Origin of the sequence: Rhizorhabdus wittichii, assembly GCF_017607425.1 — a bacterium.
Classification (GTDB): Bacteria; Pseudomonadota; Alphaproteobacteria; order Sphingomonadales; family Sphingomonadaceae; genus Rhizorhabdus; species Rhizorhabdus wittichii.
The window spans coordinates 2,024,203-2,042,005 of sequence record NZ_CP059319.1; the positions used below are offsets into that span (position 1 = coordinate 2,024,203).

Sequence of the window (17,803 nt, forward strand, 5' to 3'; positions counted from 1 at the left end):
GATGTTAGGACGCGTCACAGCGCCCCAACAAGAAGATCAAACATCGCGTTCACGCGCTCGCGGTGGTTCTGCCGGAAAGTGAACTCGTCCAGATAGCGCTGCATATGTTTGGCGCTGATATGGACATGGGTCGAGCGCACGCTGTTCTTGAACAGCTTCCAGAAGCTCTCAACGTGGTTCACGTGATGGCGGGTGCCCGCCTCGTCGGTCATCGCATACTGCTTGCGACCGTGCTTGACGGTGCCGTGGCTGTAGCCCTCTTCCGTCAGTAAGCGATAGGAACGCAGTTCATCGGTTGAGACGGTCGCGCCGCGCTCCACGCGGGGCAGTAAACGCTCTGCCAGCGTGATTTCGCGGACGTTGGGAACGACTTCCGTCACCATCGGGCCACCGCGCTCCTTGATGCCGAAAACGACAGTCTTGTTCGAGGAGCCGCGACCACGCTTGCCGCCGGCCTGACGACCGCCGACATAAGCCTCGTCAGCTTCGATATGGCCGCGCAGCAGCCCGTCAAAGTCGCCCTTGCCCATCAGGTCGCGGATTTGCTGGCCCATGCGGTAGGCGGTCTTGTACGTCACGCCGAGTTGACGTTGCAGCTCCTTGCCGCTGACGCCGTGGCGCGTCGTGCAGAACAGATACATGGCATAGAACCAGCTAACCAGCGGCGTGCGCGTGTCATGAAGGATCGTCCCGGCAGTCGGCAGGACGTGATGGCCGCAATGTGAACAGCTATAGGCGCGGCGGTTGCTGAGCTTGTGGAAGGTCGCGCCGACCACGCCGCACTTGGGGCAATCGAAGCGCGTCCCGCCGAACCGAACCGCCATAATGTGCTCAAGGCAGGCTTCCTCGTTGGGGAAGCGCGCGAAGAACTCGCGGACCGAGAACTCAGGAGAGGATGAAGGGCTCTTGCTCATGAGCCCTTATTAGAACGAAACGATTACCTGCGTCAAGGGGATAAACCCCTACGGGAATGTCAAGAACAAAAATGGAACATATGCATTTGAAAATGCGCGGAAGGGCGCATTTCGAAGCGGCACCGGCCCGCTCCCCCACCCGACCTCCCATCAAGAATACACTGAGTGGGAGGTCGGGTGGGGGAGCGGGCCGGTGCCGCAAAATGCGGTGGAACCGCATTTTCCAAACAGACCATCACGCCGCCTGGCGCGCCTCGCTGGCGGCATCGCGGCGCACCACCGGCCGGAAGGCGACACACAGCTTGTAGTCGCCCTCCCCGGCCGCCGGCAGCGGCGGGATCAATAGCGCCGCGTTCGGCGTGCAGCGAAACAGATCGCCCGCGATCGGCTCCAGCCCTTCGCGGACATGGGGCGCATCGATGTCGGGCCGGTCGCTGGGGCCGGGTTCGGCGCCGATCGGGTCGATCGGCTGGAAGCTGACGTCCTCGATCTGCACCGCCTCGTACAGGCCGCCGAGCAGCACCGCGACGGTCAGGTCGCCGCGCGCCGGCACGGTCAGGCGGCAATAGCCGTCATGGGTCGGATAGGCGTCGATCTCGACCAGGCAATCCTCGCGGGCATTGGCCAGGATGACCGGCACCGGCATCCCGCCCGCCTGGAAATCGCTTTCGCGCACGTCGAGCCCGCTGCGCACGATCCCGAACAGCGCCAGGTTGAGCGCCAGCCCCTGGTCCTGCAACTCGCCGGGCAGGAACATCCGCGCCGTGCTCTGCACATAATGGAGCCCGCGCCGCCGCAGCCCGCGTGTCGCCCGCGATCCGTCGAGCATCCGCATATGGCTCGACGATCCCATATTGGCGTCATGGGTGAAGTCGCCGATCACGGCCACTTCCTCGGCCGACGGCAGGTACATCAGCCGTGCCAGCACCGCCGCCGCCATCCGCCGCCGGCACTCGCCATCGTCGGACGCGGCCGTCCGGCCCGCCGCCGTCGCCGCCCGGCCATAGGCGATCGCCCCGGCCTGGATGCGGTCGCGCGTGGCGCTCTGCGCGCCTTTCTCGCCCGGCTTCTCGTGGATGGGCTTGCCGTTGGGATGATAGTCGACCACCGATCCCTTGGGCTGGGTGCAGATCTGCTCGATCACCGCGATCGACGATCCCAGTGCCGCCAGCGTCTCGCGCCCATGATGGCGCTTGTCGAACCAGCCCTTCTTGTCGAGCCCGCTCACCCTGTTCTCGCGCAGCAGCATGTAGCGCCCGGCGGTCTCGACGTTCATCCGTGCCTTCAGCACCGGCGCGATCCGGTCCTGCACGCTGCCATGATAGCCCAGGTCGACGATCATCAGCAGGTCGCCGTCCTGCACGCCGGCGCGGCGGACATGCGCGATCAGCCGCTCGGCGTTGCGCGCCGATCGGCGGACGATCTTCGCCGCGACCTCGCTCGTGCAGGCCGCCCGCTCCAGGTCGCCCACGTCGCCCTTCGGCCCCACCAGCGCGCGCGCCTCCTGCGGCTCCAGCAGCAGCAGGCCCGCCAGCACGTCGAAGCGATGCTTGCCGGAATCGCGCTCGATCATCGCCCGCACCGCCGCCTCGTCGACCAGTCCGGCGCGGCCCGCCGCCAGCCGGCTGATCGAGATGTCGGCGACCGGCATGTCGGCGTCGAGCGTCTCGAACATCTTCATCGGCAGATAGCCGTCGCGCATCAGGAACAGCGTCCGGACCGGGCGCTCCTGGCTACGGGCGAGCACCTCGGTCTCGTCGCGCACCCATTGCGCGAAGCCGTGCAGCAGCGGCCCGATCACGTCGTGGCCCAGTACGAAATCGGGTTCCTGTCCGACGCGCAGCGACAGCAACGGACGGTGCGGCTGCAACGCCGGGACAGTCTGCCGCGTCGCCGGATCGAGCATCACCGCCGCCAGCGCCTCATGGCGCAGCCGCGTCTCTGTGCGGGCGTCGAACTGGACGAAATGCGCGGTGGCGATGCCGAGGGCGGCCGGGGCCTCCTGGTCTGCATGGATATTGTCGCCGAGGTGCAACACCGCCCCGGGCGCGACGCCCAGCGCGGCGATCACCGGCGCGAACAGCCCTTCGGGCTTGCTCATGCCATGGTCGGAGGAGGTGAAGACCCGGTCGATCGCTGCCGCGACCTCGGCCCCCGCCGCGCGTTCGATCAGCATCCGAAGCTGCGCGGCGCTGAAATAGGTGTCGCTGACGACGACAACCGTCAGCCCTCGGGCCTTGGCCGCGCGGATCAGCGCGACCACCGGCGCGAAGCCGAAGCAATGCCGCGCCTCGGCGTCGATCTCGGCCTGGACCGATGCGGCGATCGCCACCGGATCGCCGCCCGGCACCAGCCGCGCGTGGATCGCCTCGATCGAGACCTCGTTGCGCCCGGTGAGCAGCGCCTGCCCCTTGCGCGCCTGGCGTTCCGCCAGCACGCGCGGATCGATCGCCCCGCCCTCCAGGCCCAGTTCTACGAAGACGTCGGACGGCGCCTGGACGTTGCGCCAGAGCAAGGTATCGAAACAGTCGAGCGACAGGACGCTCACGCCTGCGGACGCCTCGTCCAGCAGGCTCGGGATTTGCTGCGCGGTGACGCTGATCTTCATCATTCTTCCATCCGGCGGTAGGCCTCCTCCTATCGCCGACCGGTCCTAACATCGCGTTAACCATGAAATGCGGGGGGCCCCCGGCGACATCCGCCCAGGGAAAATGCATCGGCGGTGGAACAACATTCGATCCATGCGGGTTGATCGTCCCCAGGGCCCCAGCGCCCTGGAGGGGGCCTGCGGAGCCAGATGGACGACCAATCGAATTTCGACGCGCAGGCGACCGAGCAGCGCTATCAGCTCCTCGTCAACGCGGTCAGCGATTATGCCATCTACATGCTCGACCCGACGGGCCATATCCTGACGTGGAACGCCGGCGCCCGGCGCTTCAAGGGCTATGTGGCCGAGGAAGTCATCGGCGAGCATTTCTCCCGTTTCTTCACGCCCGAGGACCGTGCCGCCGGCGTCCCCCAGACCATGCTCCGCACCGCGTTCGAGGAAGGACGCTTCGAAGGCGAGGGCGAACGCATCCGCAAGGACGGCAGCCTGATCTGGGTCCATGTCGTCATCGATCCGATCCTGGCCGAGGATGGCGAGTTGCTCGGCTTCGCCAAGATCATCCGCGACATCACCGAGCGGCGCGCGGCCGATCGCGCGCTCTTCGTCGCCGAACAGCGCTTCAGCCTGCTGGTCCAGAGCGTGCAGGACTATGCGATCTACATGCTCGACCTCGAGGGACGGGTCACCAACTGGAACGCCGGCGCGCAGGCGATCAAGGGCTACCGTGCCGACGAGATCGTGGGTGCGCATTTCTCGCGCTTCCATACCGAGGAGGATCGCATCCGCGGCGAGCCGGCCCTGGCGCTCGAAACCGCGCTTCGCGAAGGCCGCTACGAACGCGAGGCCGAGCGTGTCCGCAAGGACGGCTCGCGCTTCTGGGCGCATGTCGTGATCGATCCGATCCGCGACGAAAGCGGGACGCTGATCGGCTTCGCCAAGATCACCCGCGACATTTCCGAGAAGCGCCGCGCGCAGGAGGAACTGGAACAGGCGCGCGCGGCCGTCTTCCAGTCGCAGAAGATGCAGGCCCTCGGCGAACTGACCGGCGGCATCGCGCACGACTTCAACAATCTGATGACGGTGATCCGCGGCTCGGCCGAACTGCTCCAGAAAGAGGATCTCGCCCCCGAGAAGCGCCGCCGCTACGTTCGCGCGATCACCGAGACCGCCGACAAGGCGACCGCGCTCACCACCAAGCTGCTCGCCTTCGGCCGGCGCCAGTCGCTCAAGCCCGAGGTGCTCGATCCCGGCAGCCGCCTCGACGCGTTCGGCGAGGTCCTCGCCCGCACCCTCGGCAGTCCGATCGAGGTGCGGCTCGATCTCGCGCCTGATCTATGGCCGATCGAGGCCGACGCCGCCGAACTCGAAACCGCGCTCCTCAACGCCGCGTTCAACGCCCGCGATGCCATGCCGGGCGGCGGTAGGCTCACCATCTCCGCCCGCAATGTCGTGGACGAGCATGCCGTGCGCATCGCCATCACCGACAGCGGCCAGGGGATTCCGGCGGAGATGCTCGAACGGGTGTTCGATCCCTTCTTCACGACGAAGCCGGTCGGCAAGGGGACCGGACTCGGCCTCAGCCAGATTCACGGCTTCGCCGCCCAGACGGGCGGCCGGGCCGAGATCGCGTCCCGGCTCGGCCTCGGAACCACCGTCAGCCTCATCCTCCCGCGCACCGATCGGCAACCGGACAATCGCGCTGCGGTACGCTCGGCGATCGCCAATTGGGAAAGGCTCGACGTCCTCCTTGTCGAGGACAACGACAATGTCCGCCAGTTCGCCCGCTCGATGCTGCACGAATTGCGCGCGGACGTCACCGACGTCGAAAGCGCCGAGGCCGCGCTCGACCTTCTCGGGCGGCATCATTTCGACCTGGTCTTCTCCGACATCGTCATGCCGGGCATGAGCGGCCTCGACCTCGCCCGCCGCCTGCGCAGCACCGCGCCCGACCAGCGCGTCCTGCTCGCCACCGGCTACAGCCGCGAGGTCGCCGGCGGCGAGGCGGCCGGCTTCCACATCGTCCAGAAACCCTATGGCGCGGAATCGCTCACCGCGGCGATCTCGCTCGCGCTGGCGAACTGAGCGTCGCGACGACGTCCGACAGGCGGTCGAGCAACTCCCGTTGGCTGGCGAGCATCATGCCGCGCGCATCGTCGATCCCGAACCAGCGCGCCGCGTCGACCTCCGGAAAGCTCTGCATCCGTCCGCTTCGCGGCGGCCATTCCATCTCGAAGCTGTTGCTGTGCACCGCCGCCGGGTCGATATCGGCCTCGATCGCGAAGGCCTCGACGATCTTGCCGCCCGCCTGCCGTATCTCGCCGAGTGGCGCCGCATCGCCCGCGATCGCCACGCCCAGTTCCTCCCCCGCCTCGCGTCGCGCCGCCGAGACGGCATCCTCGCCCGGCTCGATCAGGCCCTTGGAAATCTGCCAGGCGCTGGCGTCCTTGTTGCGCCAATAGGGTCCGCCGGGACGGACGAGCAGCACCTCGATCGCTCCGCCGCGTCTGCGGAAGATCAGCAGGCCGGCACTCCTCTGCGCCATCTCATGTCCCCGGCAACGGGCCGCGATCATCCCGCCCATCCGACGCCACGTCAATGGGCGGGAACGCCGATCCGACGGCGCAAAAATCGTTACGCCAGGGTATCGGATCCAATTCCCAGCATTGCGGGAAATATGCTAAGAGCCGCACGGCGTGTTGCGTTGGGGGTTCAGTGATGCGGTCGTCCGGGGTCGATGACGATGGCGGTGCAGGCGATCGTCTCGCCGGGCGCTGGTCCCTCCTTGCCTCGGCGATCGAACGGCTCGGCAACGCGCGAACCCTGGAGGGGATCACCGACATCCTTCGCGGATCGGCGCGCGGCATTGCCGGCGCCGACGGCATAGCCATCGTCCTGCGCGACGGCGACCTGTGCCATTATGTCGCGGAGGACGCGATGGCGCCGCTCTGGGCCGGCCAGCGTTTTCCGGCCGAAACCTGCATTTCCGGCATCGCCATGCGCGACCGGCAACCGATCGTCATTCCAGACGTGATGGCCGATCCGCGCGTCCCGCACGCCGCCTATGCGGCGACCTTCGTGCGCAGCATGGCGATGATGCCGATCGGCATGCCCGATCCCGTCGCCGCGATGGGCGCCTATTGGGCCGAGGCCCGCGACCCCGACGAGACAGCGGTGACCCTGCTCTGCACGCTCGGCCGGGCCGCGACGACCGCGCTGGAAAACGCCCGCCTCCTCGATGCGCTCGGCGCGCTGAACCGCGTGCTCGACGCGCGGGTCGCCGATCGCACCGCCGAGCTGGAACAGGCGCGCGACATGATCCGCCAGTCGCAGAAGATGGAGACGATAGGTCAGCTCACTGGCAACGTCGCCCATGATTTCAACAATCTGCTGACGCCGATCGTCGGCAGCCTCGACCTCATCCTTTCAGGCATGCCGCTCGACGAACGCGTATTGCGCACGGTCAAGGTGGCGATGGACGCCGCAGATCGCGCGCGCCTGCTGGTCGATCGCCTGCTCGCCTTTGCCCGCCGCCAGCCGCTTGCGCCCAGCCCGGTCGACCTGCGCGGCCTGATCGAGAGCATGCGTGATCTGCTCGTCACCTCGCTCGGGGTCCGGATAGCCCTGGCGATCGACGTCGAGGCGGACCTGCCCGCCGTCCGTGGCGATCGCCACCAGCTCGAAATGGCGCTCCTCAACCTCACGGTGAACGCGCGCGACGCGATGCCGGATGGCGGCATCCTGTCGATATCGGCGCGCCGCGCGCCGGCCGCGGGCCTCCCGTCGAACCTCGCCGAGGGCGACTATGTGCGCATCACGGTCACCGACAATGGCCGGGGCATGGACGAAGCCGTCCGTACCCGGGCGACCGAACCCTTCTTCAGCACCAAGGACGCCGGCCACGGCACCGGCCTCGGCCTGTCGATGGCGCACGGCCTAGCCGGCCAGCTCGGCGGTACTTTGCGGATCGACAGCACGCCCGGCCTCGGCACCACGGTCGGCGTCTGGCTCCCCGTGGCGCCGGAAGCGGCAAGGGCGGCCCCGGTCGGCGATGCCCCGTCGATCACCGACGAAAAGGGCGGCCTGATCCTGGTCATCGACGACGAACCGCGCGTCCGCTCGGCCACGGCCGAGATGCTCGGCTCGCTCGGCTATGACGTGGTCCAGGCGTCGGACGCGCGCGAAGGGCTCGACCTGCTCGACCACGGCCTCGATCCGGTCGTCGTCATCACCGACCATATCATGCCGGGCATGACGGGCGCGGAGCTGGCGCTGCACCTCCGCGCCACCCGGCCGACGCTCGCCGTACTGATCATGTCGGGCTATCAGGGGGTCGATCTCCTCGCCCCCGACATCCCCCGGCTCGCCAAGCCCTTCCGCCGCAAATATCTCAGCGCCGGGATCGCCGCGGCGCGGGAGCTGGCGGCGGCCTGACGTCTATTTGCCCGCGCAGGGGCCGAGCCGCCGCCCGCTGCTCGCCGACGTCATCCGCATGCTCATCCTGCCGCTCATCACGGCGGTCGAGGTGACGTTGAACGATGTCGGGCCATATCTGCCGTTCGCCTGGGCGGTCATCGTCCCGCCATTCTGCGAACAGGTCATCGCGGTCGAGATGACGCCGCCCGTCATCGAATATTTGGTGAAGTGGCAGGACGGGTTCTGCTTGAGCATCTCCTGCGGCCCCTTCGCCGCCTGTTCGGGCGTGATGCAATAGGTCTGCCGCGTCGTCTTGCCCTTCATCATCGCGGCCACCTGCGGCGGCGCGCCGGGCATGTCGATCGACTGGACGGTGACGGTGGACTCCCACTGGCCCGGCTGGACCTGCGCATGCGCCGCGACGGACAGCGCGGCGGCACAGGCAAAGGCGATGCAATATGAACGTCGCATAGGATTCTCTCCTGCCCCCGCGACGCAATCTGCTCCAACGCGAAGAGGTTGGAAAGTGATTGCGCGATCATTTGCGCGGATCTTGCCATCCGGCCTGTTCGACCAAGGTCTTATTCGCCGTTAACCATTTCTTTGGGACCGGACCTTCACTCTCCTCAATGAAAGGAGATGAAGCCCATGGGACATTCTCTCGCCGATGCCGCGATCCTGAGCGCCAATGACGGCGACGCACTGCTCGATCTCGGTTTCGCCTGTTCGACGGGATCGAACGGCCGTCCGGTCGATCTCGTCGCCGCCCATAAATGGTTCAATCTCGCCGCGCTGGCGGGATCGTCGGAGGCGCAGCACTGCCGGGCCGACATCGCCGTCCAGATGTCGACGCGCGAGGTCGCCGAGGCGCAGCGCCGGGCCCGCGCCTGGCTCGCCGACCGCGCCCTCCACTGACGGGCAAAACTCCTAGATCACGTCCGCTTCGGCTACGACCGGGCGGCTTTCGCGGGTGCCGCGCACCCGGCTTTCGGGCTTGTCCGGCTCCGACAGCAGGACCACATGGTCGTCATGCACCTCGACCAGCGTCCCGACGAACGGAAATCCTTCGAGGCTTCCGGTGACGCGATAGCTCACCACATCGCCCGCCTTGAAGGTCGCGGGATCGAAATTGAACTCGAACGGGCAGCTCCCGTCACCCATATTCTGCATGGCCGTCTCTCCTCGGCTCGATCGTAAGGGAAAGCGGGGCCTTTCATCAAGCGCCGCCTCGCCCGCTTTCCAATCGGTTAGGCCCCCGATACAACCCGGTTCATCCCGTCGACCGCCTCCATACAGGACAGCGACCATGAACCGCCGGACCTTTTCGCCACCCTCCCCTGCCGCGGCGATCGCCGCCCCCGCCTTCGCCGAGGCCACCGTCCCTCCGCCCGCTGGACCGCCGGCGCCGATCGCTTCGAACGGCCCGACCTGCACGGCGGCGACCGTCCGGTCGGGGCGAGCTTCGCCTCGCGGACGGCCGCCTACGGCCTGTCGGGCGCCGCCGGCACCGCGCACCCGCTCGCCACGCTCGCCGGCATCGAGATTCTCCGGAAAGGCGGCTCGGCGGTCGACGCCGCCATCGCGATCAACGCCTGTCTCGGCTTCCTCGAACCCACCTCCTGCGGCATCGGCGGCGATTGCTATGCGATGCTCTGGGACCCGAAGGCCGGGGCAGTCATGGGCCTCGCCGGATCGGGCGCCTCGCCGCGCGGCCTCGATCTCGCGACGGTCCGCTCGCGCGCGAAGGATGGCGCCCTGCCGCCGCTCGGCGCGATCACCGTGTCGGTCCCCGGCACCGTCGACGCCTGGGGCATGCTCCATGCGCGCTACGGCAAGCTCAAATGGGCCGAGCTGTTCGAACCCGCGATCGACCTCGCCGAGCGCGGCGCGCCGGTGCCCGACATCATCGCCTATTATATCCGCCGCGCCCTCGTGAACTTCAGGAAGCCCGGCGCGGGGATCGAGGAGATCGACAACGCGTTGCGCACCTATGCGATCGGCGGCGAAGGCCCGAAGGCCGGCGGCGTCTTCCGCAACCCCGATCTCGCCCGCACCTATCGGATGATCGCGCAGGGCGGCCGCGACGCCTTCTACGAAGGGGGGATCGCGAAGACGATCGACGCCTATTTCCGCCGCATCGGCGGCTGGCTGCGGCGCGAGGACCTCGCCGCGCACAGGGGCGAGTGGATCACGCCCTACAAGACCGACTATCGCGGCGTCGGCGTCCATGCGCTCGGCGCCAACACCCAGGGCATCGCCACATTGCAGATGCTCAACATCCTCGAGCATTTCGACCTCGAAGCCGCCGGCTTCCAGTCTCCCCTCTCGATCCATCTCCAGGTCGAGGCCAAGCGTCTCGCCTATGAGGATCGCGCCCGCTACTACGCCGATCCGCACGTCGCGAAGGTGCCGGTCGACTGGCTGATCTCGAAGGAGTACGCCGCGCAGCGCGCCCGGCTGATCAACCCCAGCGGCATCATGCGCGGCGTCCGCCCGGGCCAGGCGCCGTCGCAGGGCGACACCACCTATTTCACCTGCGCCGACAAGGACGGGATGATGGTGTCGATGATCCAGTCCAACTTCCGCGGCATGGGATCGGGCCTCGTCGCCGACGGCCTCGGCTTCATGTTCCAGGATCGCGGCCAGCTCTTCGCGCTGCGGGACGGCCACCCGAACCTCTACGCGCCGGGCAAGCGCCCCTTCCAGACGATCATCCCCGGCTTCGCGACGATCGGCGACCAGCCCTGGATGAGCTTCGGCGTGATGGGCGGCGACATGCAGCCGCAGGGGCAGGTCCAGATCATCGTCAACCGCCGCGACCATGGCCTGGAAATCCAGGCCGCCGGCGACAGCCCGCGCTGGCACCATGAGGGCTCGTCGCAGGCGATGGGCGAGGACAGCCCCGGCCTCCCCGCCACCGGCCTGCTCCGCCTCGAAAGCGGCATCCCCGAAAAGACCCGCGCCGCGCTCGCCGCGATGGGTTGGACGATCGGCGCCTCCGACGGCGGCTTCGGCCGCTACGAGTGCATCGAGAAGCGGATGGACGGCCCGGACCGCGTCTATGCCGCCGCGTCGGAGATGCGCGCCGACGGCTGCGCCCTCGCCTACTGAGCCCCGCTCCCGGGCGCGGCATCCCCGCGCCGCGCCCGCGCCCGATAGTCCCGGACGTCGCGTCGCAACTCGCCCGCGCACAGGTAGAGCGCGATGACGTTGGGCACCGCCATCAGGAAGAAGCTGCTGTCGATGATGTCGATCACCCGCCCCAGGTCGATCACCGCGGCCGGCGGCAGCGCGACGACGTAGAGGATCTTGTAGCTCCACTGCGCCCTCGGCCCGTGCCCGAACAGATAGCCCCAGGCCTGCAGGCCGTAGAAGCCCCAGGCGACCAGCGTCGAATAGGCGAACAGCACGACGACGATCGCCAGCAGCCAGGGGAACCAGCCCGATACATGTGCGAAGGCCGCGCTCGTGATCTCGATCCCCTGCAAACCCGGATCGTCCCAGGTGCCCGCGACGACCAGCGCCAGCCCGCCCACCGCGCAGACGATCATCGTCCCCAGCAGCGGTTCGAGCAACGCGACCATGCCCTCGGACACCGGCTCCTCGGTGCGGGCGAGGCTGTGCGCCATCACCGCCGATCCGACGCCGGCCTCGCTCGCGAACACCGCGCGCCGCATCCCCGCCACGAAGGCGCCGACCGCCCCGCCCGCCGCCGCGTCGAAGCCCCAGGCGCCGTGCCAGATCCGCGCCAGCGCCGCCGGCACCTCGCCCGCGTGCAGGATCAGGATCGCCGCGACCCCGGCCAGATAGACCGCGACCTTGAGCGGGGTCAGCCGCTTGGACACCTCGCCCAGCCAGTGCGCCCCGCCCAGCGTCACCAGCGCCACCGCGAAGGCGAGGCCGATGCCATAGGCCCAGCCGTTGTCGATCCCCGTCACCACGCTGACCTGCGCGAAGCTCTGGTTGACCTGCACCATCGGGATCGCCCCGAACAGCGCGAAGAAGGCGTAGAAGCCGCCGAGCGCGATCCCCAGCCTCGGCAGCCCCTTCCGCGCCAGCACCGCCTTCAGCACGTACATCGGCCCGCCATGGACATGGCCGCGCGCGTCGGTGACGCGATATTTCAGGCCCAGCGTCACCTCGGCCATCTTCACCGTCATCGCGAACCAGCCGATCACGAACATCCACAGGATCGCGCCGGGGCCGCCCATCGTCAGCGCGACCGCGACCCCGGCGATGTTGCCGAGCCCGATCGTCCCCGCCAGCGCCGTGGTCAGCGCCGCGAACTGGCTGACGTCACCCTTCGCCTCGCCCTCGCGCGGCTGGTTGCGGAGGACGCGGAGGGCATGGCCGACGCAGCCTATGTTGGGGAAGCCGAGCCAGATCGTGAAGAACAGCATCGGCACGGCGAGGTAGAGCACGATCAGCTCGATCTCGACGCCGAACAGCGGCACCTTGAAGAACACCGCGCCGGTCAGCGCGTCGACGATATGGTTGAAGCTCTCCATCAGGGGAGGATGGACGAGTGCGGAACCGATGTCATCCGCCCCGCGTCCCGCGACGCTCCGTTGGCACCATCAACCCCTGCACTTTCCCGACGACGCATGCTGCCGGCCGCCGCCGTCGAGGCAGGCATCCACCACCGGGACATCATGCACCATCGCTCCGAAAAGGACGGCGCATAGGATCGCGATAAGAACGGTATCGCCTTTTGATTTTTCCAGCCGTCTCAAAGACAAAAGGCCGCCCTCTAATCCCAACAGGAGAATCATAAAAAATATTTTGGTAAAATAATAATGACCAACGCCCCAAAAATCGCAAAAATATAGAGAATTATCCCAAATCTTTTTCCCAATAAACTTATCACATATTCTCTATCTGCTGATAATATGTAACCGTTATAAAACGAATAAAATGTTCCCGCTGCAAACCATTTCAGAGCATCAGAAATTCCAGCGCGCACCATCATAGAAAATATGGTGCTGGCGCAAATAAATGCAAACGTCACGTGATCGAAAGCAAGCAGCTTCTTCATCTGGCCCCCTTTCGCGACCCACGCCCCTTGGCCAGATCATAGCCTTCCTTGGCTGTACTGACGCCCACCATGGCCTGCGCACCGCGCAAACCCATCCCGAGCCCTCGCAGGGCTCCCAAGCCTGGCACCGCTATCTTGCCCAAATCCCACACCACACCTGCCGTGTTGGTTTCGGTAGCATCAAAGGCCTGTCTGAAGGCAGGATTCTCGATCGGCCGCCCATCCTTACCCAATAGGAAACGGTGCTGATGATCCCAGGCCACCGGCTTCGCTCCCGGCGGTAGCGAATATTGGCGGCTTGCCGGAGGAGGCGGAGCGTTCGGATCCTGCGGCGGAAAGGCGTCATCATAGGTGTCCTTCAGGACTTTGCCGTGCCGCTGCCCCTGAGCACGCATCGCCTCATATCCATTCCAATCCGTCTGGCCGAGTTCGGCAAGCCGTACGGGCTTCTCCTCGCCCAATGACCGCACGGCGTCGAGTTCCTCGTCCCGATAGATGATCCTCCCGTCCTCATCGACCCGGTACGGCCGGGGCGGAGGTCCCCATGGGTTGGGCAGGGTGACGATGCCCTTGTAGCGGTCATAGTTCGGATCTTTGGCCATTCGACTCTCCATGTTCCACAATAGAACATAGAGGGAACAAATGAAACCCTACTTTGCAAGCCCTTTCGGCCGGTGCGCCGGAGGACTGGTCCGAAACGGCGCATTCCCCTCGATCAGTTCCTCCAGCAGCACCTCGCCGTCCGGCCAGTCGCCGAGCCCCCGAGCGGGCGTTGATGTGCCCGGCATGGCCGGCATCGACGAAGCGCCCCAAGGCCCGCGCCAGCGTCGCCTCAACACTCTACATTATTCAACTTCTTGATCAATAAATGTTGGCATTTTCGAAGTTTTATCGAAACAATAATTTGGCACACCTCCCAATCCAAATGGAAAAAATGAAACACATACTTCGTTATTCTTATATACTACGCTTGGATATGATTCTCTCTCTACGAGAGCGATAGGCTCTTTCGCATATTCTGACCAAATTTTTGCAGATTTTTTTACGTATTCGTCATTTTCGAAATAGTATTTTTTTATACGATCACAATAATAAGCATTTTCATAATCATCTTTATTTTTAATATATATTTGTAAATTGAGCAGAATCATGATGATTGCCGCCCCCGACAGAAGCCAGTGGTGATTACCAACACACCATTTGAATATTGTGCGCGTCATCGATCACCCCTCTTTCGGCCTGGCAGGACACAGAAAAGATTACCGGCGCTGTCGATCGACGCAATCGGAACATCGATCTCATTCGATACCTCCTTATCTCCTTTTCCGGGGGGCGACGGCGGCCTGTTGTTGGGATGTGCGTGAACGAACAATTCCGGAGGGAAAGTGCCGTCAATGAAGGATCCGACCCATCCATGCTTCATTCGCTTCACCGAATCCCTCAATATCCGCCGCTGGAAACCCGACTTGAAGATCGGCCCGACTGAATATCCATCATCGAAAATCTTCGGAGAAGCGAAAAAGCCGTTCTCTACCTTACCGGCAGCTTCATCGTTGACCGACCGCTCAAAGGCTTCGAGCGCAGTCTTCTGCACGAACGGATCATATGCCGCCGGGATTGTCTCACAACTCGGATCGACGATAACCTTGGTCGGGACTTTCGCTCTCTCTTTGGCAGCCTTTCGAGCAAGTTCGTCCCAATCCATGACACCTGCCTGGGCAAACCGTACAGGCTTCTCCTCGCCCAGGGACCGCACGGCGTCGAAGTCCTCGTCCCGATAGATGATCCTCCCGTCCTCATCGACCCGGTACGGCCGGGGCGGAGGTCCCCATGGGTTGGGCAGGGTGACAATGCCCTTGTAGCGGTCATAGTTCGGATCTTTGGCCATTCGACTCTCCATGTTCCACAATAGAACATAGAGGGAACAAATGAAACCCTACTTTGCAAGCCCTTTCGGCCGGTGCGCCGGGGGACTGGTCCGAAACGGCGCATTCCCCTCGATCAGTTCCTCCAGCAGCACCTCGCCGTCCGGCCAGTCGCCGAGCCCTGACCGGGCGTTGATGTGCCCGGCATGGCCGGCATCGACGAAGCGGCTCCCCCAGGTCCGCGCCAGCGTCTCCAGCCGGTCGAACGCCGCATAGCGATCGTCGCGGCTGGCGACGAGGATCGACGGGAAAGGCAGGGCCGCGGCCGGCGCCGGCGCGAAGCGGCGAACCAAGGGGTGCGCGTCGGCCGCGTCGACGTCGGGCGGCGCCACCAGCAGCGCGCCGCGGACCCGCGCCAGCCGCTCGTGCGGGGCGCCGAGCGCCCACCAGGCGATCGTCAGGCATCCCAGGCTGTGCGCCACCAGCACCAGCGGCCCGTCGGTCATCGCCAGCGCGGCGTCGAGCCGCTCGGTCCAGATGCGCCGGTCGGGCTCCGACCAGCAGCCGAGATCGACGCGGCGGCAATCGTCGCGCTTCCCCTCCCACAGCGTCTGCCAATGGTCGGGCCCCGAATTGTCGAGGCCGGGAACGATCAGGCAGAGCGGCCCTTCACAGGCCATCCTCGTCTCCCGTGAGCCGGAGCAGTTCCGCGATCCCGTCGCGATGCGCGCGCGCCTGGCTGATCACGCTGCCCGGCGGCACGCTGGTCGTCAGCCAGACATTGCCGCCGATCGTCGATCCCGCGCCGATCGTCACCCGGCCGAGGATCGTCGCCCCGGCATAGATCACCACGTCGTCCTCGACGATCGGATGCCGCGCGAGGCCGCGGCGCAACGCCCCGTCGGCATCGGCCGGGAAGCTCCGCGCGCCCAGCGTCACCGCCTGGTAGAGCCGCACCCGCCGGCCGATGATCGCGGTCTCGCCGATCACCACGCCGGTGCCATGGTCGATGAAGAAGGATTCGCCGATCGACGCGCCCGGATGGATGTCGATCCCGGTGCGCGAATTGGCGATCTCGGAGATGATCCGCGCCACCAGCGGCGCGCCCAGCCCGTGCAGCAGATGCGCCAGCCGATGATGGACGATCGCCAGCACGCAGGGGTAGCAGATCAGCACCTCGTCGACGCTGCGCGCCGCCGGGTCGCCGGCATAGGCGGCCTCGACATCTGTGTCGATCAACCGCCGCAGGCGCGGCAGCTCGCGCGCGAAATGGCCGATGATCCGACCCGCCTCGCCATCGACGAGATGCGGATCGGCGGCCCCTACCGAATAGCCGAGCTCGAGCCGGATCTGGCCGTAGAGCCGGCTCAGCGCGGTCTGCAGCGTCTCGGCGACGAACGCCTCCTCATTGTGCTGGCGGACGAAGCTCGGCCCCAGCCGCAGCGGGAACAGCGCGCCGCACAGCGCGATCATGATCTTGTCGATCACATGGCGCGACGGGAAGCCGGCGGCGCCATGCTCGGCATGGCGCTTGTGCGCGTTGCGCCAGTCCTCGCGCGCGTCGCGAAGCTCGGCCGCGATCCGGTCGATGTCCCAATAGTGACCCGCGGGGGCCTCGATCGGCTCGTCATGGGCGTCGGTCATTGTCCCCTCGTTCGAAAGCATGACGAGGGCTTAGCCATCGCCCGGTCAAACAAAAGCAATTTTTCTCTATCAAATTGATAGAAAATATATCGGAACTTCAGGAAGCCAAAGCGGCCTGCTAAGCAGGGCCATGGTTCCCCGGCTCGGCCCCCTCAAGCTCAAGCCGCAGATTTTCTGCGGAGACGAACCCGCCATCGGCCCGGGCAAGGCCGACCTGCTCGATGCGATCGACCGTGAGGGGTCGATCTCGGCCGCCGGCCGCGCGCTGGGCATGAGCTACCGGCGCACCTGGCTGCTCGTCGACAGCATGAACCGCTGCTGGGCGGAACGGCTGGTCGAGACGACGCCGGGCGGTGGCCAGGGCAGCGGCGCGCGGGTCACGCCGTTCGGCCGGCAGGTGCTCGCCGCCTATCGCGCGCTCGAAACCACCCTGCTGGCGGCGGCCGACGGCACGGAATTCAAGGCCCTGACCGCCCTGCTGCGCGAGCACCCCCTGCCGCCGGCCTGACGCCGCTTGCCATATATTATGGGATATAGCATGTCGCGACGATCGCGCGCGGAGTTGATCCTATGTCCGTCATCGTCCTGGCTCTTCGCTGGCTGACCCTCTTGGGGGCGGCGCTTTCCGCGCCGCTGCTCGCCGCCGAGACGCAGGTCGCCGTCGCCGCCAATTTCACCGAGCCGGCCAAGGCGATCGCCGCCGCCTTCGAGAAGGCGACCGGGCACAAGGCGCTGCTCGCTTTCGGCGCGTCGGGCGGCTTCTACACCCAGATCAGCCACGGCGCCCCGTTCGAGGTCTTCCTTTCCGCCGACGCCGATCGTCCCGCCCGGGCCGAGCAGGAGGGGCTCGCCGTGCCCGGCACCCGTTTCACCTATGCGGTGGGGCGGCTGGTGCTCTACTCGGCGACGCCGGGCCTCGTCGACGCGCGCGGCGCGGTGCTGAAGCGAGGCGGGTTCGACAGGATCGCGATCGCCGATCCGGCCACTGCGCCCTATGGGCTCGCGGCGGTCGAGACGATGCGCCGGCTCGGCGTCGAGGCCGCGCTCAAGCCGAAGATCGTTACCGGCAGCTCGATCGCGCAGGCCTATCAGTTCGCCTCGACCGGCGCCGCGCAGCTCGGCTTCGTCGCGCTCAGCCAGGTCGTCGCGGTGCGCGGCGGCTCGCGCTGGATCGTCCCAACCGGCTTCCACGCCCCGATCGAGCAGCAGGCCGTGCTGCTCCGAACCGGCGAGAAGAACCCCGCCGCCCGCGCCTTCCTCGCCTTCCTCAAGGGCCGGACCGCGCTCGCGATCATCCGGCGCTACGGCTATGCGGTCCGATAGC

At 66.4% G+C, this 17,803-nt stretch carries 18 protein-coding genes; 6 read left to right on the top strand and 12 right to left on the bottom strand.

The window, feature by feature from the left end:
* Positions 1 to 14 precede the first annotated feature (14 nt).
* Positions 15 to 914 carry an IS1595 family transposase gene (locus tag HRJ34_RS09585; protein ID WP_208633961.1) on the bottom strand — a complete coding sequence of 300 codons (900 nt, stop codon included), beginning with the start codon at positions 912 to 914 and terminating at the stop codon, positions 15 to 17.
* 235 nt (positions 915 to 1,149) lie between these two features.
* Entirely contained in the window at positions 1,150 to 3,525 is a 2,376-nt protein-coding gene (locus HRJ34_RS09590; RefSeq protein WP_208633962.1) for an HAD family hydrolase, read from the bottom strand.
* Positions 3,526 to 3,711: 186 nt separating this feature from the next.
* Here HRJ34_RS09590 and HRJ34_RS09595 point away from each other — a divergent pair, with 186 nt between their 5' ends.
* Positions 3,712 to 5,604: a hybrid sensor histidine kinase/response regulator gene (locus tag HRJ34_RS09595; protein WP_030090454.1), complete on the top strand. Its 1,893-nt coding sequence runs from the start codon at positions 3,712 to 3,714 to the stop codon at positions 5,602 to 5,604.
* On the opposite strand, the gene HRJ34_RS09600 is transcribed toward HRJ34_RS09595, so the two are convergent.
* Positions 5,570 to 6,064 (bottom strand): NUDIX domain-containing protein, encoded by a 495-nt coding sequence (locus tag HRJ34_RS09600; protein WP_208633963.1) that lies wholly within the window; start codon positions 6,062 to 6,064, stop codon positions 5,570 to 5,572. The genes HRJ34_RS09595 and HRJ34_RS09600 overlap by 35 nt on opposite strands.
* A gap of 173 nt (positions 6,065 to 6,237) precedes the next feature.
* Between HRJ34_RS09600 and HRJ34_RS09605 the strand changes: the two genes are divergently transcribed.
* Entirely contained in the window at positions 6,238 to 7,953 is a 1,716-nt protein-coding gene (locus tag HRJ34_RS09605; RefSeq protein WP_208633964.1) for an ATP-binding protein, read from the top strand.
* A 3-nt stretch (positions 7,954 to 7,956) separates the two neighbouring features.
* Here the strand turns inward: HRJ34_RS09605 and HRJ34_RS09610 are convergent, their stop codons facing one another.
* Positions 7,957 to 8,406 carry a DUF3617 domain-containing protein gene (locus tag HRJ34_RS09610; RefSeq protein WP_012050604.1) on the bottom strand — a complete coding sequence of 150 codons (450 nt, stop codon included), beginning with the start codon at positions 8,404 to 8,406 and terminating at the stop codon, positions 7,957 to 7,959.
* Positions 8,407 to 8,583: 177 nt separating this feature from the next.
* On the opposite strand from HRJ34_RS09610, the gene HRJ34_RS09615 reads away from it, so the two are divergent.
* A complete protein-coding gene (locus HRJ34_RS09615) occupies positions 8,584 to 8,850 on the top strand; it encodes a hypothetical protein (protein WP_012050603.1) in 267 nt (88 codons plus the stop codon).
* 12 nt (positions 8,851 to 8,862) lie between these two features.
* On the opposite strand, the gene HRJ34_RS09620 is transcribed toward HRJ34_RS09615, so the two are convergent.
* Positions 8,863 to 9,105, bottom strand: coding sequence for a hypothetical protein (locus tag HRJ34_RS09620; RefSeq protein ID WP_012050602.1), 243 nt, complete (start codon positions 9,103 to 9,105; stop codon positions 8,863 to 8,865).
* Positions 9,106 to 9,477: 372 nt separating this feature from the next.
* Here HRJ34_RS09620 and HRJ34_RS09625 point away from each other — a divergent pair, with 372 nt between their 5' ends.
* The gene (locus HRJ34_RS09625; protein WP_404947170.1) at positions 9,478 to 11,046 is read left to right on the top strand and encodes a gamma-glutamyltransferase family protein; all 1,569 of its coding nucleotides are present in this window, start codon (positions 9,478 to 9,480) and stop codon (positions 11,044 to 11,046) included.
* Here the strand turns inward: HRJ34_RS09625 and HRJ34_RS09630 are convergent.
* The 7 genes from HRJ34_RS09630 to epsC form a co-directional block, all read right to left on the bottom strand.
* The gene (locus HRJ34_RS09630; protein ID WP_037520306.1) at positions 11,040 to 12,443 is read right to left on the bottom strand and encodes an alanine/glycine:cation symporter family protein; all 1,404 of its coding nucleotides are present in this window, start codon (positions 12,441 to 12,443) and stop codon (positions 11,040 to 11,042) included. The genes HRJ34_RS09625 and HRJ34_RS09630 overlap by 7 nt on opposite strands.
* Positions 12,444 to 12,703: 260 nt before the next feature.
* Positions 12,704 to 12,970, bottom strand: coding sequence for a hypothetical protein (locus HRJ34_RS09635; protein WP_148218828.1), 267 nt, complete (start codon positions 12,968 to 12,970; stop codon positions 12,704 to 12,706).
* Positions 12,967 to 13,572, bottom strand: a complete 606-nt coding sequence (locus HRJ34_RS09640) for a hypothetical protein (protein WP_012050599.1) — start codon at positions 13,570 to 13,572, stop codon at positions 12,967 to 12,969. Before HRJ34_RS09640 ends, HRJ34_RS09635 begins: the two co-directional genes overlap by 4 nt.
* Positions 13,573 to 13,815: 243 nt before the next feature.
* Positions 13,816 to 14,190 carry a hypothetical protein gene (locus HRJ34_RS09645; RefSeq protein ID WP_012050598.1) on the bottom strand — a complete coding sequence of 125 codons (375 nt, stop codon included), beginning with the start codon at positions 14,188 to 14,190 and terminating at the stop codon, positions 13,816 to 13,818.
* Positions 14,187 to 14,858: a hypothetical protein gene (locus HRJ34_RS09650; protein ID WP_208633965.1), complete on the bottom strand. Its 672-nt coding sequence runs from the start codon at positions 14,856 to 14,858 to the stop codon at positions 14,187 to 14,189. The genes HRJ34_RS09645 and HRJ34_RS09650 overlap by 4 nt, the downstream gene beginning before the upstream one ends.
* A 48-nt stretch (positions 14,859 to 14,906) precedes the next feature.
* A complete protein-coding gene (locus HRJ34_RS09655) occupies positions 14,907 to 15,515 on the bottom strand; it encodes an RBBP9/YdeN family alpha/beta hydrolase (RefSeq protein ID WP_208633966.1) in 609 nt (202 codons plus the stop codon).
* Positions 15,505 to 16,479 (bottom strand): serine O-acetyltransferase EpsC, encoded by a 975-nt coding sequence (epsC, locus tag HRJ34_RS09660; protein WP_208633967.1) that lies wholly within the window; start codon positions 16,477 to 16,479, stop codon positions 15,505 to 15,507. The genes HRJ34_RS09655 and epsC overlap by 11 nt, the downstream gene beginning before the upstream one ends.
* Before the next feature lie 130 nt (positions 16,480 to 16,609).
* Here epsC and HRJ34_RS09665 point away from each other — a divergent pair, with 130 nt between their 5' ends.
* A complete protein-coding gene (locus tag HRJ34_RS09665; protein WP_012050594.1) occupies positions 16,610 to 16,987 on the top strand; it encodes a winged helix-turn-helix domain-containing protein in 378 nt (125 codons plus the stop codon).
* A 62-nt stretch (positions 16,988 to 17,049) separates the two neighbouring features.
* Complete coding sequence (gene modA / locus HRJ34_RS09670) at positions 17,050 to 17,802, top strand: molybdate ABC transporter substrate-binding protein (RefSeq protein ID WP_016745935.1); 753 nt, start codon at positions 17,050 to 17,052, stop codon at positions 17,800 to 17,802.
* Position 17,803 lies beyond the last annotated feature (1 nt).

Bases quoted from the DNA above. Each gene is read 5' to 3' on its own strand.
- modA (WP_016745935.1), top strand. From the start codon at position 17,050: ATGTCCGTCATCGTCCTGGCTCTTCGCTGGCTGACCCTCTTGGGGGCG.
- HRJ34_RS09585 (WP_208633961.1), bottom strand. From the start codon at position 914: ATGAGCAAGAGCCCTTCATCCTCTCCTGAGTTCTCGGTCCGCGAGTTC.
- HRJ34_RS09600 (WP_208633963.1), bottom strand. From the start codon at position 6,064: ATGGCGCAGAGGAGTGCCGGCCTGCTGATCTTCCGCAGACGCGGCGGA.
- HRJ34_RS09610 (WP_012050604.1), bottom strand. From the start codon at position 8,406: ATGCGACGTTCATATTGCATCGCCTTTGCCTGTGCCGCCGCGCTGTCC.
- HRJ34_RS09615 (WP_012050603.1), top strand. From the start codon at position 8,584: ATGGGACATTCTCTCGCCGATGCCGCGATCCTGAGCGCCAATGACGGC.
- HRJ34_RS09630 (WP_037520306.1), bottom strand. From the start codon at position 12,443: ATGGAGAGCTTCAACCATATCGTCGACGCGCTGACCGGCGCGGTGTTC.
- HRJ34_RS09640 (WP_012050599.1), bottom strand. From the start codon at position 13,572: ATGGCCAAAGATCCGAACTATGACCGCTACAAGGGCATCGTCACCCTG.
- HRJ34_RS09590 (WP_208633962.1), bottom strand. From the start codon at position 3,525: ATGATGAAGATCAGCGTCACCGCGCAGCAAATCCCGAGCCTGCTGGAC.
- HRJ34_RS09645 (WP_012050598.1), bottom strand. From the start codon at position 14,190: ATGACGCGCACAATATTCAAATGGTGTGTTGGTAATCACCACTGGCTT.
- HRJ34_RS09635 (WP_148218828.1), bottom strand. From the start codon at position 12,970: ATGAAGAAGCTGCTTGCTTTCGATCACGTGACGTTTGCATTTATTTGC.
- HRJ34_RS09655 (WP_208633966.1), bottom strand. From the start codon at position 15,515: ATGGCCTGTGAAGGGCCGCTCTGCCTGATCGTTCCCGGCCTCGACAAT.
- HRJ34_RS09665 (WP_012050594.1), top strand. From the start codon at position 16,610: ATGGTTCCCCGGCTCGGCCCCCTCAAGCTCAAGCCGCAGATTTTCTGC.
- HRJ34_RS09595 (WP_030090454.1), top strand. From the start codon at position 3,712: ATGGACGACCAATCGAATTTCGACGCGCAGGCGACCGAGCAGCGCTAT.
- epsC (WP_208633967.1), bottom strand. From the start codon at position 16,479: ATGACCGACGCCCATGACGAGCCGATCGAGGCCCCCGCGGGTCACTAT.
- HRJ34_RS09620 (WP_012050602.1), bottom strand. From the start codon at position 9,105: ATGCAGAATATGGGTGACGGGAGCTGCCCGTTCGAGTTCAATTTCGAT.
- HRJ34_RS09650 (WP_208633965.1), bottom strand. From the start codon at position 14,858: ATGGCCAAAGATCCGAACTATGACCGCTACAAGGGCATTGTCACCCTG.
- HRJ34_RS09605 (WP_208633964.1), top strand. From the start codon at position 6,238: ATGCGGTCGTCCGGGGTCGATGACGATGGCGGTGCAGGCGATCGTCTC.